Genomic DNA, 24,358 nt, shown 5'->3' with positions numbered 1-24,358 from the left:
CATGAAAAAAACGAACCTATCCAAACTATCGAGAACGGAACTGAAAGAAGTATTCGGAGGAACACTGTATCCGGCACCATGTCCGGGAGGATGCCCTGGGGAAGCCATGATCAGATGTCCTGACGGCTCTACCACGATGACTAATTTTATATGCATGGGGAACAGATGCGAACCGGCCGCAATGTGCAAACCATTGGTCCTTGAGCCTTTTCCAGATCCGATTTTTGTCACTCCATAATCTGACCAACAAAAATAAAGTGAGCTTTCCAGCTCACTTTTTTATTTGCAAAAAGATCAGCCTACTCATTTTCAAAGCAATACACCAATGATCACAGGTTTTTTTTATTACCTTTAAATAAACAAAAAACCGCCATGAAAACTATTGAAGAAGTTCTTCAAAAACTGGATACTATCATTAATTGGTGCAAAGAAAACCAAAGTCCTGCCGGATATTTTGCCTGTACTTACCGAATTATGACCGCCCAGGTATTAAGAGGAATTCAACAGAAGAAATTTGAAGACAATCCAAGAATGATCTCCTTAGATATTGCTTTTGCCCAAAGATATCTGGAAGCATGGGACAATTACAGCAAAGGAAAAAAATGTACCCAATCCTGGTACACAGCTTTTGAAGCCACGAAAAATAAAAACCTTTTGATTTTACAGCATATTTTTCTTGGAATGAATGCCCATATTAATCTGGATCTCGGTATTTCTGCAGCAACGGTGATGCCCTACCGGAAAATAAATCCGCTTAAAAAAGATTTTGAAAATATCAATACGGTTATCGCCTCAATCAATCAGCAGGTTCAGGACTCACTGAATACAATATGTTATCCCGTCAATCTCATTGACAAAATTTCCAATGGAAAAGATAATGCCGTTCTGGATTTTGCCATTTCCAAAGCAAGAGAAACTTCCTGGGCTACAGCAGTTATTGCATCCAACACCCCCAACTTCCTCAGAGAATCGGTGATCCATATTGTAGATTATGCCGCCGCAAAAGTGGCAGCTCAGATTTTAAACCCTAAAATACTGACTCCAGCTTTGACGAAAGAACTGAAAAAGTGTGAGAGCAATGATGTGGTGAAGAATATTGAAATATTATCCGGGACGAAAGTAGTTTAGAGAAAAGAAAATGTAAAACGAACGAGAAAAGTACAACTACAATGTACAGTAGCTCCCCGCTTCCCTCCTCCATATTCCAATCTCTCATTTAAAGTATAAATTAATTTTTCTTTTTGTAATTTTGAGACATGGAGATGACCTATTTAATTATTGGATGTATTGCCGGCGGAGTTCTGGGAGCTGTTATTTTGTATTTTGCCTTAAAATCGTCTACGGTTTCAAGAAGTTCTTATGATGAACTGAATAATCTGCATATCAAAAAACATTCAGATCTGGAAAATCTTCAGCTGAAAGTTCAGGAACTGACCCAAAATATTGACAGAGAAAAGGAACAGAACCAATTACAAACTGATCTACTGAATGATCTGAAAAATGAATACGCAAAAATTTCAGCAGAACATTCTTCTCTAAATTCTCAATTTTTAGAACAAAAGCAGCTCAATTCAAAACAGACTTCTCAAATAGAAACGCTGATCACTGAAAAGCAGCATATCTATGCTAAAAATTCTGAACTTTCTGCTAAAAACGACAGCATGCAGCATTCTCTTGATACCCAAAAGGAAGAAATTACCAAAATTCAGGATGAATCAAAGCTGCAGTTTGAAAATCTGGCCAACAAAATCTTAGAAGAAAAAACAGAGAAATTCACCACTTTAAACCAAAATAATTTAAAAAATATTCTGGAGCCTTTTCAGGAAAAAATCGCTGATCTCAAAAACAGGGTGAACGAAGCCTATGAAAAGGAAAATAAGGAACGTTTCTCTCTTGCAGAAAAAGTAAAAGAACTGGCAGAACTGAACCAACAGATTTCTGAAGATGCGAAAAAACTGACAAGAGCCCTGAAAGGAGAAAGCAAAACCCAGGGAAACTGGGGTGAAATGATCCTTGAAAGTATTCTTGAAAAATCAGGACTGGTAAAAGGAAGGGAATATTTCCTTGAACATGAACTTCGTGATGAAGACAATAAAGCCCTATTCTCTGAATTTTCAGGAAAGAAAATGCGTCCGGATGCCGTTGTAAAATATCCGGATGAACGAAATGTAATCATCGATTCTAAAGTTTCTCTTACAGCTTTCACTGAGCTGGTGGATGAAACCGATCAGGATGTGTATGCCATCAAACTCAGCCAGCATTTAGGTTCGATCAAAAATCACATCCTGCAACTGAGCCAGAAGGCGTATGACGACTATGGAAAATCTCTGGACTTCGTGATGATGTTTATTCCGAGTGAACCGGCTTATATTGCAGCGATGCAGGCAGACCAGAATCTGTGGAACTTTGCCTACGACAGAAGGATTCTTCTGCTCAACCCAAGCAATCTGATCACTTCCTTGAAGCTTATCGCAGATCTTTGGAAGCGCGAATATCAGAACAGAAACTCTATGGAGATTGCTGAACGTGGCGCAAAACTGTACGATAAGTTCGTCGGTTTTGTGGAAAATCTTGAGAAAGTAGGAAAAAACCTTGATCAGGCTAAAAATGTTTACAATGACGCTTACAAACAGCTTTCCAGTGGGAATGACAATCTTGTGATCCAGACTCAGAAACTGAAATCTCTGGGAATTAAGAACAAAAAAGACCTGCCGCAAAGTCTGATCGACAATGGTAATTTTTTAGAAACCGAAAACTAATCTTATGAAAAAAAGTCATATCATTTTAATCATCAGTGTGGCTGTTTTTGTAATTTCTCTGGCATTACCTGCGGTTTTTACACAAAAAGGCAGCGAGATGTATGGCCTGGCTCTTTTTCTATTGGGATGGGCTGATGTTTCCGGAGACGGAACTTCATGGCTGGCCAATCCTATTCTTCTTTTCTCCTGGATTTTCCTTTTGGTCAAACAACCGAAAATTGCCGCTTTTTTAGGCTTACTTTCTGTAGGTGTGGCGCTTTATTACTTTAGTGAAACTGAGATAACCGTTAATGAAGCAGGACACAAATCCTCTATTACTTCTTATGGTCCCGGCTATTATCTTTGGCTATTGAGCTGTATCACCATGTTTGTTGGCAGTTTGTTGCTCTTACGTTCCAAACCGGATCCTCAGGCCGGCTTGAAAAATTAACCCTTAAAGGTTCACGATATGTTTTCCTTTGCAGCCTATTCATTTCCCAAATCTGATTCTTACAAAGAGATTCTGGTTTCGTCAATGGTTGCAGGCCTTTCATTCTATATATTCCTTATTGTTTTTCAGCCTTTCGGAACAGAAAACTTCCATCATCAATATAAATATCTGTTGCTTTTCCCCTATTCCCTCATCTTTGGAATCGCTTTCTTTATTGGAGATCTCTGCATCATCCGTTTTAAAGACTGGAACATCGGCCTCGAATTATTGAAACTGATCGGAATTATTTTTTTAGCCTCCATTCTGTCATATTTTTATAATAGCCTGTTCATCAGCCATGTCAAACTGAGCTTCATCAACTATCTTTATATGTTTGTGTACTGCCTGGCATTGGGAATTCCTATTTCCACTATTTATATATTGTCAAGGTATATTTATTTAAAAAACATTCACGAAAAAACAGCAGATCAGGTCTCAAAAAAACTGGCTGAGCATCACCAACCTACAGATCATAAACTCAATAAAACCCTGAATATCTCTGCTAATAATATCAATCTGCAGATCTCTGAAAACCATTTTCTATGTGCACTTTCTATGGAAAATTACTGTTCGGTGTATTTTATAGAAAATGATCAGGTGAAAAAGGTGTTAATAAGAATCGGTCTTTCCCATCTTCTGAATCAGGTCCAGACGGATTGTATAAAAAGATGTCATCGTTCATACATTGTCAATTTGAATCAGGTCAAAAACATTAAGGGAAACGCACAGGGTTACCGGCTTTTTCTTTCTGAAATTGATTTTGAAATTCCTGTTTCCAGAAGCTTTATTTCATTGATTATTCCCAAATTGAAAGATTTAAAGGTTTAACATTTGTGATCCGTCACTTTTTCTTTGTCATTGATCACTTTGATTTGGACAAGCCTATCACAAGGTGCAATTTTGTTCAAAATTTAAAACAATGAACAAGCTTATCTCCTTTTTTTTCTTTTTTATTCTCGGATTTTCCGTTTATTATTTCCTTGATCTCAACTATTTTAAGACCATTCAAACCTTTGTTAAAGAAATATCGGGAAGCAAGGCCGTTGCGCATGTCGCAGCCTATTCTGTAACCCTTATTCCTTTAATCATTACTTTAAAAATTCTATTTCCCAAAAAGAATATTACAGATCTTTTCTCAATGAATAAGTCTGTCCCAAAAGGCTTTTATCTGGCTTTTATAGGTACACTTCCTATGCTCTTAGGCTATTTCATCAATTTTAATCTGACAGACAGAATAGATATGCAATCCCTGTTTATCAATACCATTTCATCTGCATTTTTTGAAGAAATTATTTTCAGAGCATTTCTTATCGGAATCCTGTACAGATTTACCGGGCTGGGATTCATCACATCCGCTTTATTCGGATCATTACTGTTTGCACAGGTCCATTTATACCAGGGAAGCACGGGAAAGGAACTTATTGAAATATTTCTCATCACATTTTTCGGCTCGGTTTTTTTCTCATGGGTTTATTTTGAGTTGGATTTTAATCTCTGGGCAGCTATATTTCTTCACATTTTTATGAATCTGTATTGGGAAATTTTTAATGTTTCGGAAAATGTTTCTGGAAATCTGTTTGGAAATTCATTTAAGATTTTATCCATTCTGCTGGTTATAGCCATGATTATCTATAAAAAATATGAAGGTAAAATACCTTTTCAGATCACCGGAAAATTCCTTTTCCTGAAAACTAAACCGGCCTAATCACAAATTTTGCATAATTTTGCAGCATGTTGATAGAAAGTTTTCAAAACGATAAAATAAAAAATGTCACCAAACTTCTGGCTGACAACAGGTTTCGTAAAAAATCAAAGGTTTTTGTTGTAGAAGGACAGCAGGAAAATGAAAGGGCATTACAGTATGATTTTGAGCCTGTAGAGTTTTTTATCTGTGAAAACATCTTTAAAGGAAAGCTTCCTGAAGGCAGAATTCATCAGGTAAGTGAAAAAGTATACGAAAAAATCGCGTACAGAGGAAGCTCGGAAGGGATCATCGGGATTTATAAAACCAAAGATAATCTGCTTTCTGCGTTTGTTCCTAAAGAAAACTCGACGGTCATTATTGTAGAAGGCGTTGAAAAACCAGGCAATTTAGGCGCAATCCTTAGAAGTTGTGAAGCTTTTGGAATAGATGCACTAATCGTTGCAGATGGAAAAGCAGACTTTTATAATCCAAATGTGATACGCTCAAGTGTAGGATGCCTTTTTGGAATGGAAGTTTATGATGCGGAAAATGAAGAAACCCTTGAATTTTTACAGAAAAACAACTTCAACATCTACACGACTCTTATGGATGAGACTGCGGAAGATCTGTATAAAAGAGATTTTAAACAGCGTTCTGCGGTATTATTCGGAACCGAACATTCCGGTTTAAGTGATTTCTGGGTTGGAAAAGGAAAAAACACGTTGATACCGATGGCAGGAAGTATAGATTCACTAAACTTAAGTAATGCTGTTGCTATTACCTGTTATGAATCATTGAAGCAAAAGAAAGGATAGTTGTAGGAGAAAGGAAGATGGAAGATCTGAAAGTCATTTATCTTTTGAATCTTCTTCATGATAAAGCATAAAAAAACCGTCTCACCAGGTGAAACGGTTCTTTTATTGTTAAGCTTAAGCTAGAATTATTTCTTAGCAGCGTCTTTAACTTCTTTAGCAGCATCTTTAGCAGCTCCTTTAGCAGCATCAGCAGCACCTTTAGCAGCGTCAGCAGCAGCTTCAGTTGTAGCTTTAGCAGCATCAGCACCAGCAGCAGTAGTTGCAGCAGCAGCGTCTTTAGTTGCGTTAACAGCAGTAGTAGCAGCAGAATCGATTACTTTAGCAGCAGAATCAGAAACTACAGCAGCAGAATCAGCTACGTTAGCAGCAGCAGAATCAGTTGCTCCTTCAGTAGAAGTAGCTTCAGTTTTTTTACAAGCAACTAGAGAGATTGCAGCGATAGCAGCTACGAATAATGACTTTTTCATAATAAATTAAATTTAATTTTGTTAATATTGTTTTTATAAATTTTCTTCTGTTCTGTTATTTGAACAAGACAAAGGTAGATCAGATAAGAAAGTTGTTTATGAAAAATAATTGTAATACATTTGTAAAATAGTTTTACAAATAAATAAAACTGATAATCAACAATTTAATTATTTTATAAAAATTGACAGATTTAGATCTATTGCATTTTGAACAGCTCAAAAAAGACGTTCAGACCGAATATTTAAAAAGATCCACCCCTTCCCATGATGATATTTCAAAATGGAAGGGGATAGATATTATATATTTCCAGGAAGACCTTCGCAAAAAAGCCAAAGGCAACATCAGTGAAAAGTCATTTTACACCTATTTCAAAACTTCACCGGTTACCAAATTACCAAGAATTGATATGCTCAATTTATTGAGTATATATGCTGGATACGAGTCATGGTACGACTTTAAAAAGCAACATCTTTTTGCAGGAGAATTGCTCTTGGAAAATGAAGATCTTGAAGAAGAAGAAATCGCCGAATTGGAAAAAACAGTTTCCGAGGCACCGGAAATTCCAAAAACTGAAATTTCAGCCAAAAAAATAGAATTTCGGCCACAACAAAACACCGATTTACAAAAATCAAATACTGACAATCAACCAAATACACAAAATACAACTAATATACCTCAGGTAGAAATACAACCCGTTGCAGCGAGAAAAAATTTCTTTAAAAAGAACGCCTGGGCTATTGTTACTTCTATTTTAGTTACCATTACCGGAATTCTTGGTTTCAAAGACACTTTATTTTCAAAAACTTATAAATATTGTTTTACGGACAAAGACCGTGGGGTTTCCGTGATCAATACCCTAGAAATAAGAGTGATTAAAGAAAACGAATCTCCACTTTTCTATAAAATCAAACCCGGAGAATGTTTTTATTACTCTACTAAGGATAAAAATATCAAAATGCAGATCAGCGCTCCGTTCTACGAGTATCTGGAAGTCAATCGAAACCTTGAAAACGCTCCAGAAGAGGAAATGATCGAGCTGAAACCTGATGATTATAAGATGGCGGCCTATTATTTCTCCATTAAGGATGTAAAAGGTGGAAACCCGGAAGAACAGGTGGCATTGATCAAACAGAAAAGAAACCAACTGGAAAACCTGATCAGCAACAGCGCTGTTATTTATCAGGTGTACGACAACAAAACCTACGGTATAGAACGACTTGATAAACAGAGATACATCACATTGGTGACAACCCCTACTACATCTCTGAAAAACCTTAATGTCATAGAGATGAAGAAAGACAGTAAAGGAAAAATAGTATCTATTAAATTTAAAATTGCATCCACAGATGAAGAGAATAAATAAGTTTTTAATTTTCGCAGTACTTTTTTTAGCATTTGTTTCCTGCAATAATAAAAAGACAGAAGTAAGCGATCTGGATAAACTGAGAAACAGCACCAATGTAAAAAGCTATCCGGCGGTACAAATGGACAGCATGCAGGCCATCAATTCCATTACGAAGCAGAAAGTACAGGAACTTCTTGACCTTTCTACTTTATATTTGTCCGGCAACAGAAATACAGAAATAGATACCGTGATTTTTTCGCAGATGGAAAGCTATTTTCACAAACCAGATTCTCTGACGTTTAAAAAACTTTTAAAAGAACTGGACAGCCTGAAGGTAAAATCTGTAAAGGTAAACAGCCTGAATGTCTACAAAGAATTCTATAAAAAGGACACACTGGATTATGCTAAATTCAATCTGGAATACTTTGATGCAAAAAATAAATCTCTGGGAACTTTTGAAAAGAACGCCCAATATATTTTGCTTTCAACCCCGATGATTAAAAAGGAATTTAAATTTTATTTTCTGGATTTCTATTCTACTCCGTTGAAAAAGGACAGCACTTCGGTAGGCGTTACCAAATAGTCTAAAGGAATATCATTTTCCCAGACATCGTCAATAGATTCGTTCGGGCCAAAATAATTAGCCCCAATTTTTTCGGATGCGGCAGAAATACTTTGGAAAAATCCGTCGTAAAAGCCCTTTCCGTAGCCTACTCTATTTCCTTTATGATCACAATAGAGTAAAGGCGTGATCACAAAATCAAAATGAAGTTCTCCGGAATCTTCATTGGAAACAGGCTCGGAAATTCCCCAGTTGCTGGTTTCAAATACCGTGTCTGCAGTAATCTCCACAGAGATCAGATCATCTGCAACCACTTTAGGAACGAAAACCCGGACACCCTTCTCTAAAAAAGCATCAATAAAGATTCGAGTATCGAGTTCATTGAACTTTTTGATTGGTATGAATACATGCACCTTCTGCCCTTTTTCAGGCTTGAAATAATCAAGAAAATTACCCAATATTTTCTGAGATAACAGGAAAGCCTCATCAATTGACAAGGCTCTTCTTTTCTGCATATATCTTTTTCTAAGTTCAGCTTTTAGCATGACTCAATTATTTTTACTGAAATTAATTAGTACAGGCTTTCTTCTCTATTATGCGTTTTCAGCAGGCTGTATAATTTTGTATAATTTATCAGATAAACGAACTCTGAACGGAATTTCAAAAGTGATCTGATCTCCTTTTTTCGCCGTCTCACAAGGACCTCCATCCACATAAATTTCGGTAATGGTAAATTCCTCCTCACCGGTTGTAGGTCCTGAAATCAATACTTTATCCCCAATTGAAAGCTCTTTGTTTTCAATTAAAAACTGTCCGATTTTCGATTTTGTATAATAATGTTCTGCCTTTCCAACCAATACTTTCTTGATGGCTATTTTCTGGCGGATATTTTTTGTTTCTACTTTTGCTAAAGGTTTATCAGGTAAATCTCCTGAATTTTTAAATTTCAAAGCATCAGATTTTCCTTTTCTGAAAACTTTATTTCCGACCTTTAACCCTTTTCTTAATTCTAACTGTTCAGCCAAAGGTAAATGGATGATGTCCTGGCATTCTGTAGAACAACAGTTTTCCATCACTTCTTTACAATCATCACACTGAATAAACAATAAATGACAGGCATCATTGGAACAGTTGGTATGGTTGTCACAAGGTTTTCCACATTGGTGACACTGTGCAATAATATCTTCTGTGATTCGCTCTCCTAAACGATGATCAAACACAAAGTTCTTTCCTATAAATTTACTTTCTATCCCTTCTTCTTTGATCTGTCGGGTATATTCAATAATTCCGCCTTCCAGTTGGTAAACGTTTTTGAAGCCCTGATGTTTGAAATAAGCACTGGCTTTCTCACAACGAATTCCACCTGTACAGTACATCAATAGATTTTTATCTTCTTTAAAATCCTGCAACTGATCGTTGATAATCGGTAAACTCTCTCTGAAATTTTCCACGTCAGGCGTGATAGCTCCTTCGAAATGCCCTACTTCACTTTCGTAGTGATTTCTGAAATCAACCACAATCGTATTGGGATCTTCAAGCAAATTATTAAATTCCTGTGCCTTTAAGTGAATTCCTTTATTGGTTACATCGAAAGAATCGTCATTCAAACCATCGGCAACGATTTTATGTCTGACTTTGATGGTCAGCTTTAAAAAAGAATAATCATCCTGATCCACCGCTACATTTAAACGGATGCCTTTCATAAAGTCGTAAACCTCCAGTGTATCGCGAAAAGCCTCAAACTGATCCGCAGGAACACTCATCTGAGCATTAATTCCTTCATGGGCCACGTAAATACGGCCAAGGGCATCAAGGGCGTTCCAGGCTATAAATAATTCGTCGCGAAATTTTTTGGGATCTTCAATTTTGGCATACGCATAGAAAGACAATGTAAGACGTTCCTTACCAGCTTCATCAATAAGTTGAGCTCTTTCTTCTGCGCTTAAGGTGTTATACAGTTGCATGCTATAAACGTTTTAAGTGAGAAAAATATTTTTGCAAATATAATGATTTTTCAATTGAATCATCCCGCTATGACATCAGTCATAGATAATAGGTACAAAGCAATGAGTCGCCAGATCATGATGAATGAAGGACTTTCAGATAAATTATCGTATCTTAATCATGACATTTTTACTGTTCTGAAGTTTACAAAATGTCACATTTTTCCTTTAATATTTTTTTAAGTTTTGTTAATACACGGGATCAAATTATGACATAATGCATAAAATGATATAATAGCCGTTAAATTTTAGTTAAAATTGAAACATAGCATGCTAATTGCTTACTTATTTAACATTAAATTTGTTTACGATAAAACAAAAAATCAATAAATAAAAAAGAAAGATATACAATGAAGAGTACTTTAAAAAAACTATTACCATTTGCAGTAGTGGGCGTTGTCTCAGGAGCTACTACCGTTGGGACATTACAATATTTCGGTAAGCATAACAATAATGCTGACCAGTCTTACTTCACCGCTGCGGCCCCTAACGCATCATTCGTAGGGATGAATACAGCAACTGTGGGTGACGATTTTGTAAAAGCATCAAAAACGACCGTTCCGGCCGTGGTTACTATTAAAAATTACCAAAGCAGATCTACGAGCAGGGCTTCAGAACAAGATTTGTTTGATTTCTTCTTCGGAGATCCTTTCGGAGGAAGAGGACAGCAGAGACAGAAGCAGCAGGCACCTGACAATATGCCATCAGGAATGGGATCCGGGGTGATCATTTCACCAGACGGATATATCATTTCGAACAACCACGTGGTGGCAGGAGCGAATAAACTGGAAGTTGTTTTGAGCAACAAAAAGTCTTATATCGCAACGCTTGTTGGCACTGACCCGAATACAGATATTTCTTTACTTAAGATCGAAGAAAAAGGACTTCCTTATTTAAATTTTGCCAATTCAGACAATATTGAAGTGGGACAATGGGTGCTTGCCGTAGGAAATCCACTGGGATTGAACTCTACAGTAACAGCAGGTATTGTTTCTGCTAAAGGAAGAGGAATCGGGATCTTAGGAGGTCAGGGAAAGGCTACAAACCCAATTGAAAGCTTTATCCAGACCGATGCCGCGATTAACCCGGGTAACTCAGGAGGAGCGCTGGTAAACGTTAATGGTGACCTTATCGGGATCAACTCTGCGATTCAGTCTACTACAGGTTACTATCAGGGATACGGATTTGCAGTTCCGGCTAACTTAGCAAGAAAAATTGTTGAGGATATTAAGAAATTCGGAATTGTACAGAGAGGATTCTTAGGCGTTTCATCGTTAGACCTTTCCAGTGACCAGCAAGTAACGGCTTACAACAAGCAGTTTAAAACTACTCTTAAAGTAGGTTCAGGAGTTTATGTGACAGGATTTGGAGATAACAGTGGTGCTGAAGATGCAGGATTGAAAAAAGGAGATATCATCACTAAAATTGATACGTATGATATTACAGATTTCGCGGATCTTTCCATGTCTATCGGAAGCAAACGTCCGGGAGATAAAGTTCAGGTAACTTACTCAAGAAACGGTAAAGAAAGTACAACTACGGTAACGCTTAAAGACCAGAAAGGAGGAACTACGACCAGAACAAAAGCTGATCTGAGTGTCACTGAAAAAATAGGTGCAGACTTCGATCCGCTTACTGAAAAATTCAAAACAGAATACGGACTGAACAGCGGTGTAGTTGCTAAAAACGTAAGCGAAGGAAGCGAAATGGCTAAGATCGGAATTGTAGATAACTATATCATCATCGAGATCAATGGCAAGCCGGTAAATTCACAGAAAGATGTAGAAAAGGTACTGGATAAATACCAGGGGAATGTACAGGTGAAGTTTGTAGATGACTACGGAAGAATCTATACCAAAGGGTTCAAAATGCCTTAATACATAAAGACAACGGTCTTTTCACATCAACAAAAAACGCTGCAGATTTTGCAGCGTTTTTTTTATTTGGTTTTGTTCATTTTCTCAGCAATCCTTTTCTTTTTGTTCCGCTCATAAATGACTTCTACAATCTTTCCTCCTATCCACGAGAACGGGAAAAACGTGAGGAAAATAGAAATCTTATAAAACGTAGGATGGTATGGAAATATAATAACATCCAGCATGGCAATGAAAAGCATAATGAAACCGATAAGAATCGCATAAGCTACCTTAGCATATTTCACAATAAGAGCAGTAGCCACTCCTCCAATCGTAGATCCCAGGCCGGAAATAAACAGCAGGAATCCGAAAAATGCATTATCGTTTTTCATGCTGAAAAGAAATCTCTGCCAGTGCTCAAAAGGGGCAAAAGCTTCGAAAGTGATCCATTGCGGAAAAACCCTTATACCAAGAGTGATAATAAGCCCCGCTATACCAAGGCCTACCAGAACCGCAACTGTATTTCTAATAAAATTCATTAATCCTGATGTGCAATCATAGAAATTTCAATATCCACATTCTTAGGCAGACAAGAAACCTGTACTGTTTCACGCGCCGGGTAGCTGTCTGCATCAAGATATGAAGCATAAATATCATTCATTACAGCAAAATCATCCATGCTCTTAAGGAAGATGGTGGCTTTTACTACGTTTTTAAAGGTCATTCCTGCTTCAGTAAGGATCGCCTCAAGGTTTTTCATTACCTGATGTGTTTCCTTCTCAATTCCCTCTACCAATTTACCAGTTGCAGGATCTACAGGAATCTGTCCGGAAATATATAAAATTCCGTTGGCCATATTAGCTTGTGAATAAGGCCCGATTGCTGCAGGTGCATTAACTGTGTTGATTATTTGTTTCATATATGGGTATTTATTTTTTCAAAAGTCATATGCCATCACTATTTACGGTATTCGTTTGTTAACAGATTCCGTTAACTGTGATTTCATTGAATTTATTTTGGTTGCAAATATAAAATTTATATTTACAATAGTCAATCTGATATTAGAAAGGTGCGTTAGGCTGTGTAAAACTTCTGTCTTTGTACTTCAGTGCATCACTTAAGATATTGGCTTTGATACCGATAAAGAAGTCATATACTTTATACTGTCCGAAAGGCACCCAGTTAAAGTTGATCGTAAAACTTCGCTGGTCTCTTGAGAATCCTATTCTGGTATACGCCAGATCTTTCGTCACCAAGTCAAAATGCGTACTTCCGTTGATATTCCAGTAAGGCGTAAGCTTAATACTACCATCCAGACCTACAGAAGCAATTTTGGTTCCAAGTAAGGAAGTTCCCTTTGAATAGGCATAGTTTGCATTGATATTCAAAGTCCAGGCCTGATCGAAATGGGCATAATTATCATCATCAAAATAATAATTTTCATTCCTCACTTCCCCTTTTGCAGGATACTTTTTAGCATAATCTGTTTTCTCCCCGAAAATCTCGCTGCTCAAAGGATAAGAAAGCTGTACGTTGAATCCCTGTACACTGAAGTGACCGAACTCTTCCGTTCTTATTCCCTGGGTAGCACCCGGAGCAAAATCAATTCTATAAGGATCCAGTGAAAGACTGGTGTTTACGTTTAACTTATTATTAAAGAAAGAAGACTGTCCGTTAATACTGAATACAGACCACGGGTGATCTTTTGCGGCAAAGTTATAATTCCCTGATAAGCTAAGAGATTCGAAGATCTTAATTTTCTTCACTCCTGTAGAATCACTCTTAGATTTCACCTTCATTTCAATATTGTTCCCGATATTGAAACCTAAAGCTCCCACTACTCCACTTGACGGGCTTCCTACAATTCCTTTATCAAAAATAGAATAAGGGGTCAAAGCACCTTCCGCATTATAATAGCTTTTATAATATCCGAAACCGGGGCTTGAGAAGTCCGGTGAATAAGTAAAGCTAAGACTCGGTGTCATCATGTGTCTTACCGCTTCTATGGCAGCTCCTTTTTTGAATTTCAGCATTCCATAAAGAGTCGTCTGAAGACTGGCAGAAGTAGAGAAGGTAGAATATCCTGAAATATTTTTCTGAACTTCGTCTACATCAACTGTTTTTATAGGATCGTAGTATCTTTTAAGGGTTTTGGTCGTTAACGCGTTGTCTATATTAGCACTTAAACTGAATGTGAAATATTTCGCTACCGTTGTATTGGTTCCTAAGGCAATATTATTTTTAAGTCCTGTCTGCATTTTATCCCACATCGCCTTTGTAAAAAGTTCGTTTTCCTGGGTGCTTGCAAAGTTGGTCAGGTTGAAACCTGTATTCACGGTAATGTTCTCAAGAAGTCCCTGTCTTACCCCTGTTTTAGATTTAAACAGATAAAACTGATTGATCGCTACGTTCATCTGAGGAAGACGAAGATCTGCCAGTCCGGTGGCAAAGTTTTGAGCGTATGATGCAGATCCTGTAATCGTAATCGGCAGTTTCAAAAACCTTTTAGTTATCGTTACCGCTGAATTCTGCTGGGTGTTCAGGACATTCTGGTTGAAAATATAATTATTGTTCAGGTTATTATTGTAAAACTTCGTACTTACGATATCTACTGAAGCACTGAAAGTCAGGAAAGGATTGGATTTTGAATCCTGAGTATGCGTCCAAGCAATTCTGTACGTACTGTTTTTGGTATAATCATCAAGTCCTTTGATTCCACGTACCATGGTTCCTACGTCTGCTGTAAATGTCCCTGAATACCTGTATTTTTTCAGATAATTCATCTGCGGCCGTATATTCCAGCTTCCTTTGGTATAAATATCGGCTAGTACCTTAAGGTCAAAATGTTCTCCTATCGGCTGATAATACCCCAGCCCGTTGAGGAAAAACCCGACATCCTCCCTTTCCCCGAAACTCGGGATCAGGATACCAGCAGCCCTCTTGTCTGAAAACGGAAGGATCGCAAACGGCAAAATCAAAGGAGTCGGAACCTTTTCGATATACATCTGGATAGGTCCGGTGACGATCTGTGATTTATTTTTAGTCTTGATCAGCTTGATATTGGAGGCACGCATGAAATAATCCGATGCCGTATCTTTTTTCTTGATATAATACTCATCGGTCGTATAATCTGCGTTCCTCATCGCGAAGACAGAATCGTTATACTTTTTGGTTTTCTGTGCGGTGATGACCCCTTCGTTTTCTTCGGTTCTCGCATTAAATGCAATAGCCTGCTTCGTTTTGGTATTGTAGCTGAATTCGTTGGTTTCGTATTTTTTCCCTGCCTGAGTGGTAATTACGGGTTCAATAATCTTCCCCAGAGAATCCTGTTTTCCACGGGCATAGATGAGACTTTTATTGTCGTCGATAGAAATATAATCCGCATCAATCTGCATATCCTGGTATTTTACCTGGGCATTTTTGTTGAGGAATGTCATTTTCTTAGGGACATCTCTTCGCTGATCATCCGCTTTTGTGCGGAGAATATCATCTAAAGATTCCTTTTTTACAACAATGGTATCCTTTTTGGAAATAGTATCATTAACCACATTTTTAGGCAATTTTTCAGGTGTTTTCTGTGCTAAAAAATTGTTAAAAATTAGGATAATTAAAATTTGTAATATATTTTTGAGGACGGTTTTGGCCAATTTTGTTCTATATAATTAAGGCTCAAAATTAATATAATTTTTAAAACTGTAAGATGCACAACCAAAATTTTAAAATAATTTTATCATTTCTCCTTATTTTTTCGAGCACTTTAATATTTTCGCAAAAGAAGTTTACGATCGTTTTAGATGCTGGTCATGGGGGAAGTGACCATGGAGCGAACCGATCTTATGCAGACATTGGAAGGGTTGCAGAAAAAGACGTTACGCTAGCCGTTACTCTAAAAGTAGGGGCAATGTTGGAGAAAAACAGAGATTTCAAAGTAATATACACCCGTAAATTTGACGAATATCCTTCTCTTTCGGACAGAACCAACCTGGCGAACAGAAGTAAGGCCGATCTTTTTGTGTCCATTCACTGTAACTCTTCGCAGAGACCTACCGCATACGGAACTGAAACCTATGTACAGGGACCGAATCAAAACGACGAAAACCTGGAAGTAGCCAAAAGAGAGAATGACGTGATCTTTCTGGATGAAAAAGACAGACAGACCTTCGGTTCTTATAACCCAAGCTCTCCGGAGTCTCTTATCGCTCTGAAACTGCAGCAGAATAAATATCTGGAGTCCAGTTTACTGCTTGGCGGATTGGTGGAAGATAATTTCGTGAACAAGGATAAAAGATTTTCAAGAGGTGTTTTCCAGAAAAACCTTCACGTTCTCCGTATGAATGCCATGCCTTCTGTACTGATAGAGACCGGATTCATCAACCATCCTGAAGAAAGTCATTATTTGGCCTCCGAAAAGGGTCAGAACGAAATCTCAGAAAGTATCTACAACGCCATCATCGATTATAAGAAAGCGATTGACCGAAAAACAGGAGGATCATCCATGGCTGTAAAAAAACCTGAGCCTGAGAAGCCTGCAGAGTCTCCTCTTAAAAATGATTTCAGAATTTTACTGCTGAGTTCACCTGTAAAATACAATGATGGAGATCCTGCCTTAAAAGGTCTGAATTACATTCTCCCTCTCAAAGATAATGGCCAGTACAAATATTATTATGGGGTTACGAACATGGCTTCCGTAAAAGACATCAATTTAAAAACAGCAAAAGATGCAGGGTTTAGAAATGCGTATGCAGTAGGATTTATGCCTAATCAAAAACTGCTTTCCGGCTACTATACCATTGAGGTTTATACGGGCGAAAAGCTAAACGGAAACTCATTTATCTTACAGACACTGAAGGATGTAGAACGTAATAAAGAGAACGGCGTTTTCTATTATACGTATGGAAAAGTATTCACTTTGGAGGATGCTGTAAAGCTCCAAAAAGACCTTGAAACCAAGGGAATCAAGAATACGATTATTCAAAAAGTTTTTAAATAATTTGAAAAATAATTTTGAAGTTAAAAAGTTAATCATTACTTTTGCAACCTCAAAATTTGGCCTATTCGTCTAGTGGTTAGGACTCAAGGTTTTCATCCTTGCAACAGGAGTTCGATTCTCCTATAGGCTACCAAATTTGATATCATGCCGGATTTAAAAATACAAGAAGCTAAACTTCTTTTTAAGAAAATCCACTCTAACCCAAAAAGTTACGATTTACAAATCAATGAAGACGGGATTACAGGCAGGGATGATAAAATAAGTTTCAGACTTTACCGGACTGGAGAAAGGGTCGCCTTTGAAGTAACAATTGATGGACTTACCTTCACCAACACGACTGGAGAATGGAACAACGCAATGATTATGTTAAGTAGCACAATCAAGAAAATAGAACGAGAACAAGAGAATTTAAAAATAGAACAAGCAATAGATAAACTCAGAAAATACCTGTCAGAAGAAAATTGAAAAATTTTAAAAATAAATTTGGCAGATTAAAAAAAAGTTTATAGTTTTGCACTCACATTTGAACGATATGGCAAATCATAAATCAGCACTAAAGAGAATTAGACAAAACGAAGTTAGAAAAGTTCGTAACAGATACTACCACAAAACTGCTAGAACAGCAATCAAAGTTTTGAGAAATGAGGAAGATAAAGCTTCAGCTACTGAGCAACTTCCAAAAGTTATCGCTTTATTGGATAGATTAGCTAAGAAAAATATCATCCACAAGAACAAAGCTGCTAACTTGAAGAGCAAATTGACAAAGCACGTTAATAAATTAGCGTAATAGTATAGTTGGCCCGTTCGTCTATCGGTTAGGACCTCAGATTTTCATTCTGGTAAGAGGGGTTCGATTCCCCTACGGGCTACAAAACTTAATCACTACTAACCGGGTGGTTAAACTAAGAGTTGAAACTTATAAAAACAAAAAACTAACCCTGTAGGTATTTTATTTACAGTTTGGTAGATGGCCCGTTCGTCTATCGGTTAGGACCTCAGATTTTCATTCTGGTAAGAGGGGTTCGACTCCCCTACGGGCTACTTAACAACAAAAAACTCTGGTATTTTTATCAGAGTTTTTTTGTGGTTTAATGTTAATGAGTCACTTGGATAAGCTTTTCAGGTAATATCGGATCAATTTCAAAACCTGGGGAGCAAGCTTTTTAACATTAAGACATTAAGATCTTAAAAGATAGCGTGCTTAAAGAACTTAAAAAAAAATCAATTTATTGATTTCTTCATTCATAACAATAAGCATACTGCTTAAATCCTTAATGTTTAAATTAAGAAACAAACTAAAGTTTATTGAGGTTAAGAAAATTAAGGTCAATTTTAAAAAGACTATTATAAGTTTGATTGTATTTATTTTACTCCAAAAGTTTTGTAATTGCCTGCTTCATCTCCATATTAATTCCCAGAAGAGAAACTATAATTTGTAGTTTTGTAATATTCAAAATAAAAACATGGCATTCATTAACGATTTAGGTAAGATTATTGTTTTTCTGTTTTTACTGTTAAGTGTTTTTCTGATGACTGCAAAATCTGAAAGAAAATTGCCTGATTATTTATTTGCTGTTTTTCTCCTGGTATCTGTGATCGATTTTTCCGGTCTGTTCCTATCACCACCCGACTCTAAAGTAATCAAAGGAGGAAAATTGGCCAGCGTTCTTCTGCAGATGCCTTTGTATTATTTATATGTCAATTCCGCCTGTTATTATAATTTCAAACTTCAGAAAAAGCATCTTTTGCACGGACTGCCATTTTTATTCGTTTTTTGCTTCTTCAGCGTTACAGGAATTTCCGAACAGGGTTACAAAGTATTTGATGTGATCTCTATCATTCAGTATTACTTTTACATCATTGCTGTATTTGTCTTGTTGAAAAACTTCAGAAAATTATATCTGGAAAATTATTCCAGCAATCATCATCTTACCTATAAATGGCTGATGCAAACCACTGTCCTTTTTCTGATAGGAAATATCTTTGTTCTTATCCGGGGTTTTGTTGAGAAAGATAGTCCTATCTATAATTACTTATTCACCTTTACCTCTGTGTTTGTCTTATCTGTGATCACCTGGTTTGTGCTGAATGCTTTATACCGGCCTAATCTGTTTGCGGGAATCAATAAAGATCTGATTCCTGTACAATCAGACCATGAAATAAAAGAACAACCGGAGCAATTGAAAAGTCTTCTCCAATTCATGGAAATTGAAAAGCCCTATTTGGATGATAAACTGACCTTGCAGAAACTGGCTGAACTGATTAGCTTACCCGAAAAGCAATTATCCCTGCTGATCAATCAGCATACCGGAAAACATTTCTTCGACTTTATCAATGAGTTCAGAATTAACGATGCCAAAACTCTTCTCAAGGAACAATCGCAGTTAACCGTACTGGAAGTATTGTACGAAGTGGGTTTCAACTCAAAATCTTCATTTTATACGGCGTTTAAAAAGGAAACCAACTTAACCCCTACAGACTACAGAAAATCAATCATTTAATAGTGTCCGATTTTAAGTCGGACTATTTTTATGTTTTAAAATCAGTCCGGTTTCCGATAGTCGGATGTTTTTCTTACTGTAAATTTTCAGATTTGCTTCATCATTTAAAAATTAAATCAAATGAAGCTATCAATCCAATGGGCATTGTTCTTTTTTACTTTATTGAGTTCCGGACCATGCTCCGCCCAATCCAGACCAACTGATCCGATCAGAAGAACAGACTCTCTGCTGAATATCTATCAACAGGAAAATGAGCCGGGAATGGCCATTGCCATCATAAAAGATGGAAAAGCAATCTATAAGAAAACCTACGGACTGGCTAATCTGGAAAATAAAACTCCGGTCACAGATTCCACGGCGTTTAATATAGCCTCCGTTTCCAAACAGTTTACCGCATTTATTGCCCTTTTAGCTGAAAAGGAAGGAAAGCTATCCTTAGATGATGATATCAGAATCTACTTGCCGGAACTGAAGCATCTGCCCTTTAAAATTACGATCCGTCAGTTAGCCAACCATACCCACGGATTACCCAATTTTTCTGAAATAAAAAAACTACAGGGTTTTGGCGATGAATTTAAAGTAACCAATGAGGAAGGAGTACAAACTCTTCTGGGCATTAAAAGCATCAACTTCACTCCCGGAGAAAAATATCAATATAACAATACCGGTTTCACGCTCCTCGCTGAAATTCTTCACAGAATTTATCAAAAGGATTTTAACGAAATCGCAAAGGAATATATTTTTAATCCTTTGCACATGAAAAACACCATCGCATTAGATGATCCCGATAAAATCATTCCTAATGCAGCAGAATCCTATCGGCCAAAGGGTAAAACTTTTTTAAAGTTTCCTATCGCACAAATGGTGGATGGCTCATCCAATATCTATACAACACTGAATGATCTGTGTCAATGGGCCATCAATTTTCAAAATCCGGTGCAGGGAAGCCGCCAGCTCTATCATACTATGCAAAAGAGTACCGTGCTCAGTACGGGCAAAACCATAGAATATGGGTTGGGTCTGCAAACGGAAAAGTATAAAGGTTTAGACATTGTATTTCACGGTGGCGGTACAGTCGGCTATCGTGCCTATATCCTACATGTTCCTTCACAACAGTTTTCTATTGTTATGTTAGGCAACAAGCAGGGATTTGAAGGTTTGCAGATTGTTTATCAGTTGGTGGATTTCTTTCTCAAAGATCAAGAGACAATTTCTCCGTTACCGCAAAAAACAACTTATACTCCAGCTGAGCTTAAAAAATTTGAAGGCGTGTATGAATTTAGTCCGGGAAATTTTCTTGAAATATCAACGGAAGGGAAAGATCTTTCTGTGGGAACCTATAATCAAAAAGGTAAGGAACCGCTTCAGATCATTGGGGACAATAAATTTAAGATTACATCTATTCCTACAGCAAGTTTAACGTTTCATAGTGGATCCGTTACCCTTAGAATTGCCGACTTTACCTATACTGCAGAAAAGATAACGTTGAATCCTCCTAAAGTTGATAAATTGGTTTTAAACAAATTAATTGGTTTTTACAGAAATGAAGAATTTAATACAACCTATCAACTAGTCGTTGAAAATAATAAGTTAATAGCCAAACATCCTTTGAATGGTGATATCGAACTCCATCCATTAACTCCTATCAGCTTCTACTCTACAACGGATTATTTCGGGCAAATTGATTTTAATTATAATCAAAATAATGAAGCCACCCAATTTATGTTGTCGGGATCTAATCTTTCTAATATTGAATTTAAAAAAATAAAATAGTTTTATCATCCTTATTTACTGAGGTTATTTCCAGTGTTTAACCATGTCAAGGTTTAAAACCTTGACATGGTTTGCTGAACTACTCATCCATCTTATCCTTTTTTCAAGATCAATACATCCTTTTAAAATTTATAGTCAAATATTCTAAAAAAGTCATACCTTTGTATTCGTCAGATGATAAGATGTATATGCAAATTCAAAGAAAATCATTAGCTCAGGAAGTCGCAGAAAGATTAATTCAGGGGATTACCAATGAAGAATATGCTGTTGGTGATAAACTTCCGATTGAACCGGAACTGATGAAAATATATGGTGTCGGCCGGTCCAGCATTCGTGAGGCTATAAAAATTTTATCGATAAAAGGAGTTCTGAGTGTACAGCAAGGTGTGGGTACCTTTGTGACTTCTAAGAATATCCAGGAATCACTGGAAGACCAGATCAACAATGCGGAATTCAACGAAGTATATGAAGTTCGTGCTCTTTTAGATTCAAAGATTGCGGCGAAAGCAGCGGTTAACCGAAGTGAAAAGGAGCTGGAGGCGATTAAAATGCACCTGGACCTCAGAGATCGGTTTGCAAAAGACAACCAGGCACTGGAGTGTTACCAGGCAGACATTAATTTTCACATATCTATTGCCGAAGCCTGTGGCAATACTCTTTTGAAAGAAATCTACCGAATTGCCAGTAAGCATATTCTCAGAACTTTTGAAGCCAGTCACAATAACAATACAGACTCTTTCAAACTTTCTCAAAAAATACATACTGATCTTTATAATGCTATTGAAAATAAGGATTCCGACACGGCTGCCCGTATTGCTCAGCTTATTGTCGAAAAAGTATACTAATTATTAAAATTATAATCAAATTCATCAGATGACCTGATGAATAAAAGACTACATTATGGAAAAGGTACAGACACAAACCATTGATACCACTAAAATTGTTTATCCTATTTTATTTATGATCAGTTTTTCACATTTACTGAATGATCTGATCCAATCTACGATTCCTTCATTATATCCTATTCTGAAAGGTGAATTCAGTTTATCCTTTGCACAGATCGGGATCATTACCCTTGTGTTTCAGCTTACGGCATCTATTTTACAGCCGTTTGTCGGAATTTATACCGATAAAAAACCGAACCCTAGATCTCTGGCCATAGGAATGGGCCTGTCAATGGCAGGTTTATTACTTCTGGCAGCCGCTCATCAATATTATGTGATTCTGATTGCCGTTGGACTGATTGGGATGGGATCTTCTATTTTCCATCCTGAAGCTTCGAGGGTTGCTCAACTCGCATCCGGCGGTCAAAAAGGATTGGCTCAATCGATTTTTCAGGTGGGTGGAAATTCGGGAAGTGCAATCGGGCCTTTACTGGTTGCATTAATTATACTTCCTTTAGGACAGGGTTATGTTGCACTGTTTGCGATTGCTGCTTTTATAGGAATTATTGTCTTATGGAGAATCGGAAACTGGTATGCAGAAAGACTTTCGCTTAAGAAATCAGCGAAACATCCGGATAACATTATTGACTTACATCTTTCCCGCAAAAAGGTAATTTTTTCTATTACCATTCTATTGGCTTTGGTATTTTCCAAATACATCTATCTGGCATCCATGACCAATTATTTTACATTCTTTCTGATTGATAAGTTTCATATTTCGGTGCAGGATTCCCAGTTGTATTTATTCATGTTTCTTGCCGCAGTAGCAATAGGAACTATTCTGGGAGGAAAACTAGGAGATAAATATGGAAGAAAAAAAATTATTTGGGCTTCTATCTTAGGAGCGGCCCCTTTCACACTTTGTCTTCCCTATCTACCTTTGGGATGGACCATTGTATTTGCAGTTTTAATAGGATTAATTATCGCATCCGCATTCTCTGCGATATTGGTTTACGCTACCGATCTTATGCCTAATAAAATCGGATTGGTGGCCGGATTATTTTTTGGGTTTATGTTTGGGATGGGAGGAATTGGTTCTGCTGTCTTAGGAGCTGTAGCTGATGATACGGGAATCGAATATGTATTCAGAATCTGTGCATTTTTACCTCTGATCGGGATTATCACCGCTTTCCTTCCTAATATTAAAGGACGAAAAAAATAGGCTGGAAATGAAGATGTAAAAACATATGTACAGATTTCAGATCAAATTATTTTCTGATAATCAACATCTTCAACATTAAGGAATTATTATATATTTCACATTTTATAGAGATAATATTGTATACATATACTTTTATGCTTAAATTTGGTTAAAACATTAACCTTAAATCTCTATAGTATGAAATCTATTCTACTTTCCAAGAGCCGCCTTTTCCAGGCCGCATTGTTTTTAGCATTTTTATTCCAATCGAGCAATACACAGGCACAAAGCAGGATCTACGCCAATGACCAGTACTCCAATGTATACGGAGTATGTCTGGGATGTGCCGTACAGAACCCTCTGAATGCCGTGGGTGACAATGAAGACAACTATTCTACCATGGTAATGGGTACCGTTCTATTGGGAGGCGTTGAACAAACCCTGAGATTCCCTGACGTGAGAATCAACACTAAACTGGTAATCGGTATCGGAACCAATAACATTCCTCTGACCGTTCAGCTGTTAAGCGGTGTGTATATAGAAACGATCAGCGGAACGACGTCTAATAATGACAGTCAAATGATCACCGCAAGTTTACTGAAACTAGCAGACACTCCTAACAGAGCAACGATTGAACTTACTCCTGCCAGCTCATACAACGCCGTTAAAATAAGACTGAGTGGTGGTGTGTTAAGTCTGGGTGGTGGATTCAGAGTGTATTACGCTTACCAGGATCCACTTGCTACGATCATGGCTTACAGCAAAGCCGGACAGATTACTTTGGGTGGTACCGTTCCGTTAGAAGGGGCTGAAGTTTCTCTAAGAAATACTTCAGGAAAAGAAGTACACCGTTCTACCCTGAAATCAAATACTTTCGAACTGTCTACTCCACAGCCTGAAGGTATTTATATCCTGACCGTGGAAGCAAAAGATAAAAAGACTTACACGCGTAAGATCAGAATTACGAACTAAGTAAAAGGACATATTAAAACTCCGGCAGGCTTTCAGCCTGCCGGAGTTTTTTTGCCATTTAAGAGGCAAAAAAATC

General features: G+C 37.2%; 24 protein-coding genes and 3 tRNA genes. 21 read left to right on the top strand and 6 right to left on the bottom strand.

Annotation, left to right across the window (positions count from 1 at the left end; all coding sequences use genetic code 11):
* The first annotated feature begins 1 nt into the window (after position 1).
* From BUA72_RS24265 to BUA72_RS20170, 7 genes are all read left to right on the top strand, one after another.
* Positions 2–238, top strand: a complete 237-nt coding sequence (locus BUA72_RS24265) for a hypothetical protein (RefSeq protein ID WP_047454267.1) — start codon at positions 2–4, stop codon at positions 236–238.
* 134 nt (positions 239–372) lie between these two features.
* The gene (locus BUA72_RS20195; RefSeq protein ID WP_072924817.1) at positions 373–1,128 is read left to right on the top strand and encodes a DUF5995 family protein; all 756 of its coding nucleotides are present in this window, start codon (positions 373–375) and stop codon (positions 1,126–1,128) included.
* A 128-nt stretch (positions 1,129–1,256) separates the two neighbouring features.
* Positions 1,257–2,759 carry a DNA recombination protein RmuC gene (gene rmuC / locus BUA72_RS20190; RefSeq protein ID WP_410493333.1) on the top strand — a complete coding sequence of 501 codons (1,503 nt, stop codon included), beginning with the start codon at positions 1,257–1,259 and terminating at the stop codon, positions 2,757–2,759.
* Positions 2,760–2,763: 4 nt separating this feature from the next.
* A complete protein-coding gene (locus BUA72_RS20185; protein WP_072924814.1) occupies positions 2,764–3,189 on the top strand; it encodes a hypothetical protein in 426 nt (141 codons plus the stop codon).
* A gap of 18 nt (positions 3,190–3,207) precedes the next feature.
* Positions 3,208–4,056, top strand: coding sequence for a LytTR family DNA-binding domain-containing protein (locus BUA72_RS20180; RefSeq protein WP_072924813.1), 849 nt, complete (start codon positions 3,208–3,210; stop codon positions 4,054–4,056).
* Between the two features lie 91 nt (positions 4,057–4,147).
* Positions 4,148–4,933 carry a CPBP family intramembrane glutamic endopeptidase gene (locus BUA72_RS20175; protein ID WP_072924811.1) on the top strand — a complete coding sequence of 262 codons (786 nt, stop codon included), beginning with the start codon at positions 4,148–4,150 and terminating at the stop codon, positions 4,931–4,933.
* A 26-nt stretch (positions 4,934–4,959) separates the two neighbouring features.
* Positions 4,960–5,727, top strand: a complete 768-nt coding sequence (locus BUA72_RS20170; protein WP_072924810.1) for a TrmH family RNA methyltransferase — start codon at positions 4,960–4,962, stop codon at positions 5,725–5,727.
* Positions 5,728–5,852: 125 nt separating this feature from the next.
* Here BUA72_RS20170 and BUA72_RS20165 read toward each other — a convergent pair whose 3' ends face one another.
* Positions 5,853–6,194 (bottom strand): hypothetical protein, encoded by a 342-nt coding sequence (locus BUA72_RS20165; RefSeq protein ID WP_034726052.1) that lies wholly within the window; start codon positions 6,192–6,194, stop codon positions 5,853–5,855.
* Positions 6,195–6,376: 182 nt separating this feature from the next.
* Between BUA72_RS20165 and BUA72_RS20160 the strand changes: the two genes are divergently transcribed.
* Positions 6,377–7,558, top strand: coding sequence for a hypothetical protein (locus BUA72_RS20160; RefSeq protein ID WP_072924808.1), 1,182 nt, complete (start codon positions 6,377–6,379; stop codon positions 7,556–7,558).
* Positions 7,542–8,123 (top strand): hypothetical protein, encoded by a 582-nt coding sequence (locus BUA72_RS20155; RefSeq protein ID WP_072924806.1) that lies wholly within the window; start codon positions 7,542–7,544, stop codon positions 8,121–8,123. The genes BUA72_RS20160 and BUA72_RS20155 overlap by 17 nt, the downstream gene beginning before the upstream one ends.
* Here the strand turns inward: BUA72_RS20155 and BUA72_RS20150 are convergent.
* Together BUA72_RS20150 and BUA72_RS20145 are read right to left on the bottom strand one after the other, a co-directional pair.
* On the bottom strand, positions 8,072–8,647 hold the full coding sequence (locus BUA72_RS20150; protein WP_072924805.1) for a 5-formyltetrahydrofolate cyclo-ligase: 576 nt from the start codon (positions 8,645–8,647) through the stop codon (positions 8,072–8,074). The genes BUA72_RS20155 and BUA72_RS20150 overlap by 52 nt on opposite strands.
* Positions 8,648–8,695: 48 nt before the next feature.
* Complete coding sequence (locus BUA72_RS20145; RefSeq protein ID WP_072924803.1) at positions 8,696–10,066, bottom strand: oxygen-dependent tRNA uridine(34) hydroxylase TrhO; 1,371 nt, start codon at positions 10,064–10,066, stop codon at positions 8,696–8,698.
* A 389-nt stretch (positions 10,067–10,455) separates the two neighbouring features.
* Here BUA72_RS20145 and BUA72_RS20135 point away from each other — a divergent pair, with 389 nt between their 5' ends.
* Positions 10,456–11,982 (top strand): trypsin-like peptidase domain-containing protein, encoded by a 1,527-nt coding sequence (locus BUA72_RS20135; protein ID WP_072924799.1) that lies wholly within the window; start codon positions 10,456–10,458, stop codon positions 11,980–11,982.
* Positions 11,983–12,044: 62 nt separating this feature from the next.
* Here BUA72_RS20135 and BUA72_RS20130 read toward each other — a convergent pair whose 3' ends face one another.
* The 3 genes from BUA72_RS20130 to BUA72_RS20120 form a co-directional block, all read right to left on the bottom strand.
* Entirely contained in the window at positions 12,045–12,500 is a 456-nt protein-coding gene (locus BUA72_RS20130; RefSeq protein WP_034726085.1) for a hypothetical protein, read from the bottom strand.
* On the bottom strand, positions 12,500–12,880 hold the full coding sequence (locus tag BUA72_RS20125) for a RidA family protein (protein WP_034738882.1): 381 nt from the start codon (positions 12,878–12,880) through the stop codon (positions 12,500–12,502). Before BUA72_RS20125 ends, BUA72_RS20130 begins: the two co-directional genes overlap by 1 nt.
* 142 nt (positions 12,881–13,022) lie before the next feature.
* Positions 13,023–15,608 (bottom strand): putative LPS assembly protein LptD, encoded by a 2,586-nt coding sequence (locus tag BUA72_RS20120; RefSeq protein ID WP_047454247.1) that lies wholly within the window; start codon positions 15,606–15,608, stop codon positions 13,023–13,025.
* A 53-nt stretch (positions 15,609–15,661) separates the two neighbouring features.
* Between BUA72_RS20120 and BUA72_RS20115 the strand changes: the two genes are divergently transcribed.
* The 11 genes from BUA72_RS20115 to BUA72_RS20065 all read left to right on the top strand — a co-directional run bounded on the left by BUA72_RS20115 (position 15,662) and on the right by BUA72_RS20065 (position 24,282).
* Positions 15,662–16,951: an N-acetylmuramoyl-L-alanine amidase family protein gene (locus BUA72_RS20115; RefSeq protein ID WP_034726093.1), complete on the top strand. Its 1,290-nt coding sequence runs from the start codon at positions 15,662–15,664 to the stop codon at positions 16,949–16,951.
* Positions 16,952–17,009: 58 nt separating this feature from the next.
* Positions 17,010–17,084, top strand: a tRNA-Glu gene (locus tag BUA72_RS20110).
* Between the two features lie 11 nt (positions 17,085–17,095).
* Positions 17,096–17,416 (top strand): hypothetical protein, encoded by a 321-nt coding sequence (locus BUA72_RS20105; protein ID WP_047454243.1) that lies wholly within the window; start codon positions 17,096–17,098, stop codon positions 17,414–17,416.
* Positions 17,417–17,483: 67 nt separating this feature from the next.
* Positions 17,484–17,738, top strand: coding sequence for a 30S ribosomal protein S20 (gene rpsT / locus BUA72_RS20100; RefSeq protein WP_034726096.1), 255 nt, complete (start codon positions 17,484–17,486; stop codon positions 17,736–17,738).
* Positions 17,739–17,748: 10 nt separating this feature from the next.
* Positions 17,749–17,820, top strand: a tRNA-Glu gene (locus tag BUA72_RS20095).
* 100 nt (positions 17,821–17,920) lie between these two features.
* Positions 17,921–17,992: transfer RNA gene (locus tag BUA72_RS20090), tRNA-Glu, on the top strand.
* A 422-nt stretch (positions 17,993–18,414) separates the two neighbouring features.
* Positions 18,415–19,452, top strand: coding sequence for a helix-turn-helix domain-containing protein (locus BUA72_RS20085; protein ID WP_072924798.1), 1,038 nt, complete (start codon positions 18,415–18,417; stop codon positions 19,450–19,452).
* 120 nt (positions 19,453–19,572) lie between these two features.
* On the top strand, positions 19,573–21,225 hold the full coding sequence (locus tag BUA72_RS20080; protein ID WP_072924796.1) for a serine hydrolase domain-containing protein: 1,653 nt from the start codon (positions 19,573–19,575) through the stop codon (positions 21,223–21,225).
* Between the two features lie 188 nt (positions 21,226–21,413).
* Positions 21,414–22,070: a FadR/GntR family transcriptional regulator gene (locus tag BUA72_RS20075; RefSeq protein ID WP_072925077.1), complete on the top strand. Its 657-nt coding sequence runs from the start codon at positions 21,414–21,416 to the stop codon at positions 22,068–22,070.
* A gap of 55 nt (positions 22,071–22,125) precedes the next feature.
* Positions 22,126–23,331 (top strand): MFS transporter, encoded by a 1,206-nt coding sequence (locus tag BUA72_RS20070; RefSeq protein WP_072924795.1) that lies wholly within the window; start codon positions 22,126–22,128, stop codon positions 23,329–23,331.
* Positions 23,332–23,508: 177 nt separating this feature from the next.
* The gene (locus BUA72_RS20065) at positions 23,509–24,282 is read left to right on the top strand and encodes a T9SS type A sorting domain-containing protein (protein WP_072924793.1); all 774 of its coding nucleotides are present in this window, start codon (positions 23,509–23,511) and stop codon (positions 24,280–24,282) included.
* The last annotated feature ends 76 nt before the right edge of the window (positions 24,283–24,358 follow it).

This window comes from Chryseobacterium sp. OV279 (assembly GCF_900128945.1).
Lineage (GTDB): Bacteria > Bacteroidota > Bacteroidia > Flavobacteriales > Weeksellaceae > Chryseobacterium.
Note: the sequence above shows the minus strand (reverse complement) of the source record. Positions and strands in the feature narration are given on the sequence as shown.

Bases quoted from the DNA above. Each gene is read 5' to 3' on its own strand.
- BUA72_RS24265 (WP_047454267.1), top strand. From the start codon at position 2: ATGAAAAAAACGAACCTATCCAAACTATCGAGAACGGAACTGAAAGAA.
- BUA72_RS20195 (WP_072924817.1), top strand. From the start codon at position 373: ATGAAAACTATTGAAGAAGTTCTTCAAAAACTGGATACTATCATTAAT.
- rmuC (WP_410493333.1), top strand. From the start codon at position 1,257: ATGGAGATGACCTATTTAATTATTGGATGTATTGCCGGCGGAGTTCTG.
- BUA72_RS20185 (WP_072924814.1), top strand. From the start codon at position 2,764: ATGAAAAAAAGTCATATCATTTTAATCATCAGTGTGGCTGTTTTTGTA.
- BUA72_RS20180 (WP_072924813.1), top strand. From the start codon at position 3,208: ATGTTTTCCTTTGCAGCCTATTCATTTCCCAAATCTGATTCTTACAAA.
- BUA72_RS20175 (WP_072924811.1), top strand. From the start codon at position 4,148: ATGAACAAGCTTATCTCCTTTTTTTTCTTTTTTATTCTCGGATTTTCC.
- BUA72_RS20170 (WP_072924810.1), top strand. From the start codon at position 4,960: ATGTTGATAGAAAGTTTTCAAAACGATAAAATAAAAAATGTCACCAAA.
- BUA72_RS20165 (WP_034726052.1), bottom strand. From the start codon at position 6,194: ATGAAAAAGTCATTATTCGTAGCTGCTATCGCTGCAATCTCTCTAGTT.
- BUA72_RS20155 (WP_072924806.1), top strand. From the start codon at position 7,542: ATGAAGAGAATAAATAAGTTTTTAATTTTCGCAGTACTTTTTTTAGCA.
- BUA72_RS20150 (WP_072924805.1), bottom strand. From the start codon at position 8,647: ATGCTAAAAGCTGAACTTAGAAAAAGATATATGCAGAAAAGAAGAGCC.
- BUA72_RS20145 (WP_072924803.1), bottom strand. From the start codon at position 10,066: ATGCAACTGTATAACACCTTAAGCGCAGAAGAAAGAGCTCAACTTATT.
- BUA72_RS20135 (WP_072924799.1), top strand. From the start codon at position 10,456: ATGAAGAGTACTTTAAAAAAACTATTACCATTTGCAGTAGTGGGCGTT.
- BUA72_RS20130 (WP_034726085.1), bottom strand. From the start codon at position 12,500: ATGAATTTTATTAGAAATACAGTTGCGGTTCTGGTAGGCCTTGGTATA.
- BUA72_RS20125 (WP_034738882.1), bottom strand. From the start codon at position 12,880: ATGAAACAAATAATCAACACAGTTAATGCACCTGCAGCAATCGGGCCT.
- BUA72_RS20115 (WP_034726093.1), top strand. From the start codon at position 15,662: ATGCACAACCAAAATTTTAAAATAATTTTATCATTTCTCCTTATTTTT.
- BUA72_RS20105 (WP_047454243.1), top strand. From the start codon at position 17,096: ATGCCGGATTTAAAAATACAAGAAGCTAAACTTCTTTTTAAGAAAATC.
- rpsT (WP_034726096.1), top strand. From the start codon at position 17,484: ATGGCAAATCATAAATCAGCACTAAAGAGAATTAGACAAAACGAAGTT.
- BUA72_RS20085 (WP_072924798.1), top strand. From the start codon at position 18,415: ATGGCATTCATTAACGATTTAGGTAAGATTATTGTTTTTCTGTTTTTA.
- BUA72_RS20080 (WP_072924796.1), top strand. From the start codon at position 19,573: ATGAAGCTATCAATCCAATGGGCATTGTTCTTTTTTACTTTATTGAGT.
- BUA72_RS20075 (WP_072925077.1), top strand. From the start codon at position 21,414: ATGCAAATTCAAAGAAAATCATTAGCTCAGGAAGTCGCAGAAAGATTA.
- BUA72_RS20070 (WP_072924795.1), top strand. From the start codon at position 22,126: ATGGAAAAGGTACAGACACAAACCATTGATACCACTAAAATTGTTTAT.
- BUA72_RS20065 (WP_072924793.1), top strand. From the start codon at position 23,509: ATGAAATCTATTCTACTTTCCAAGAGCCGCCTTTTCCAGGCCGCATTG.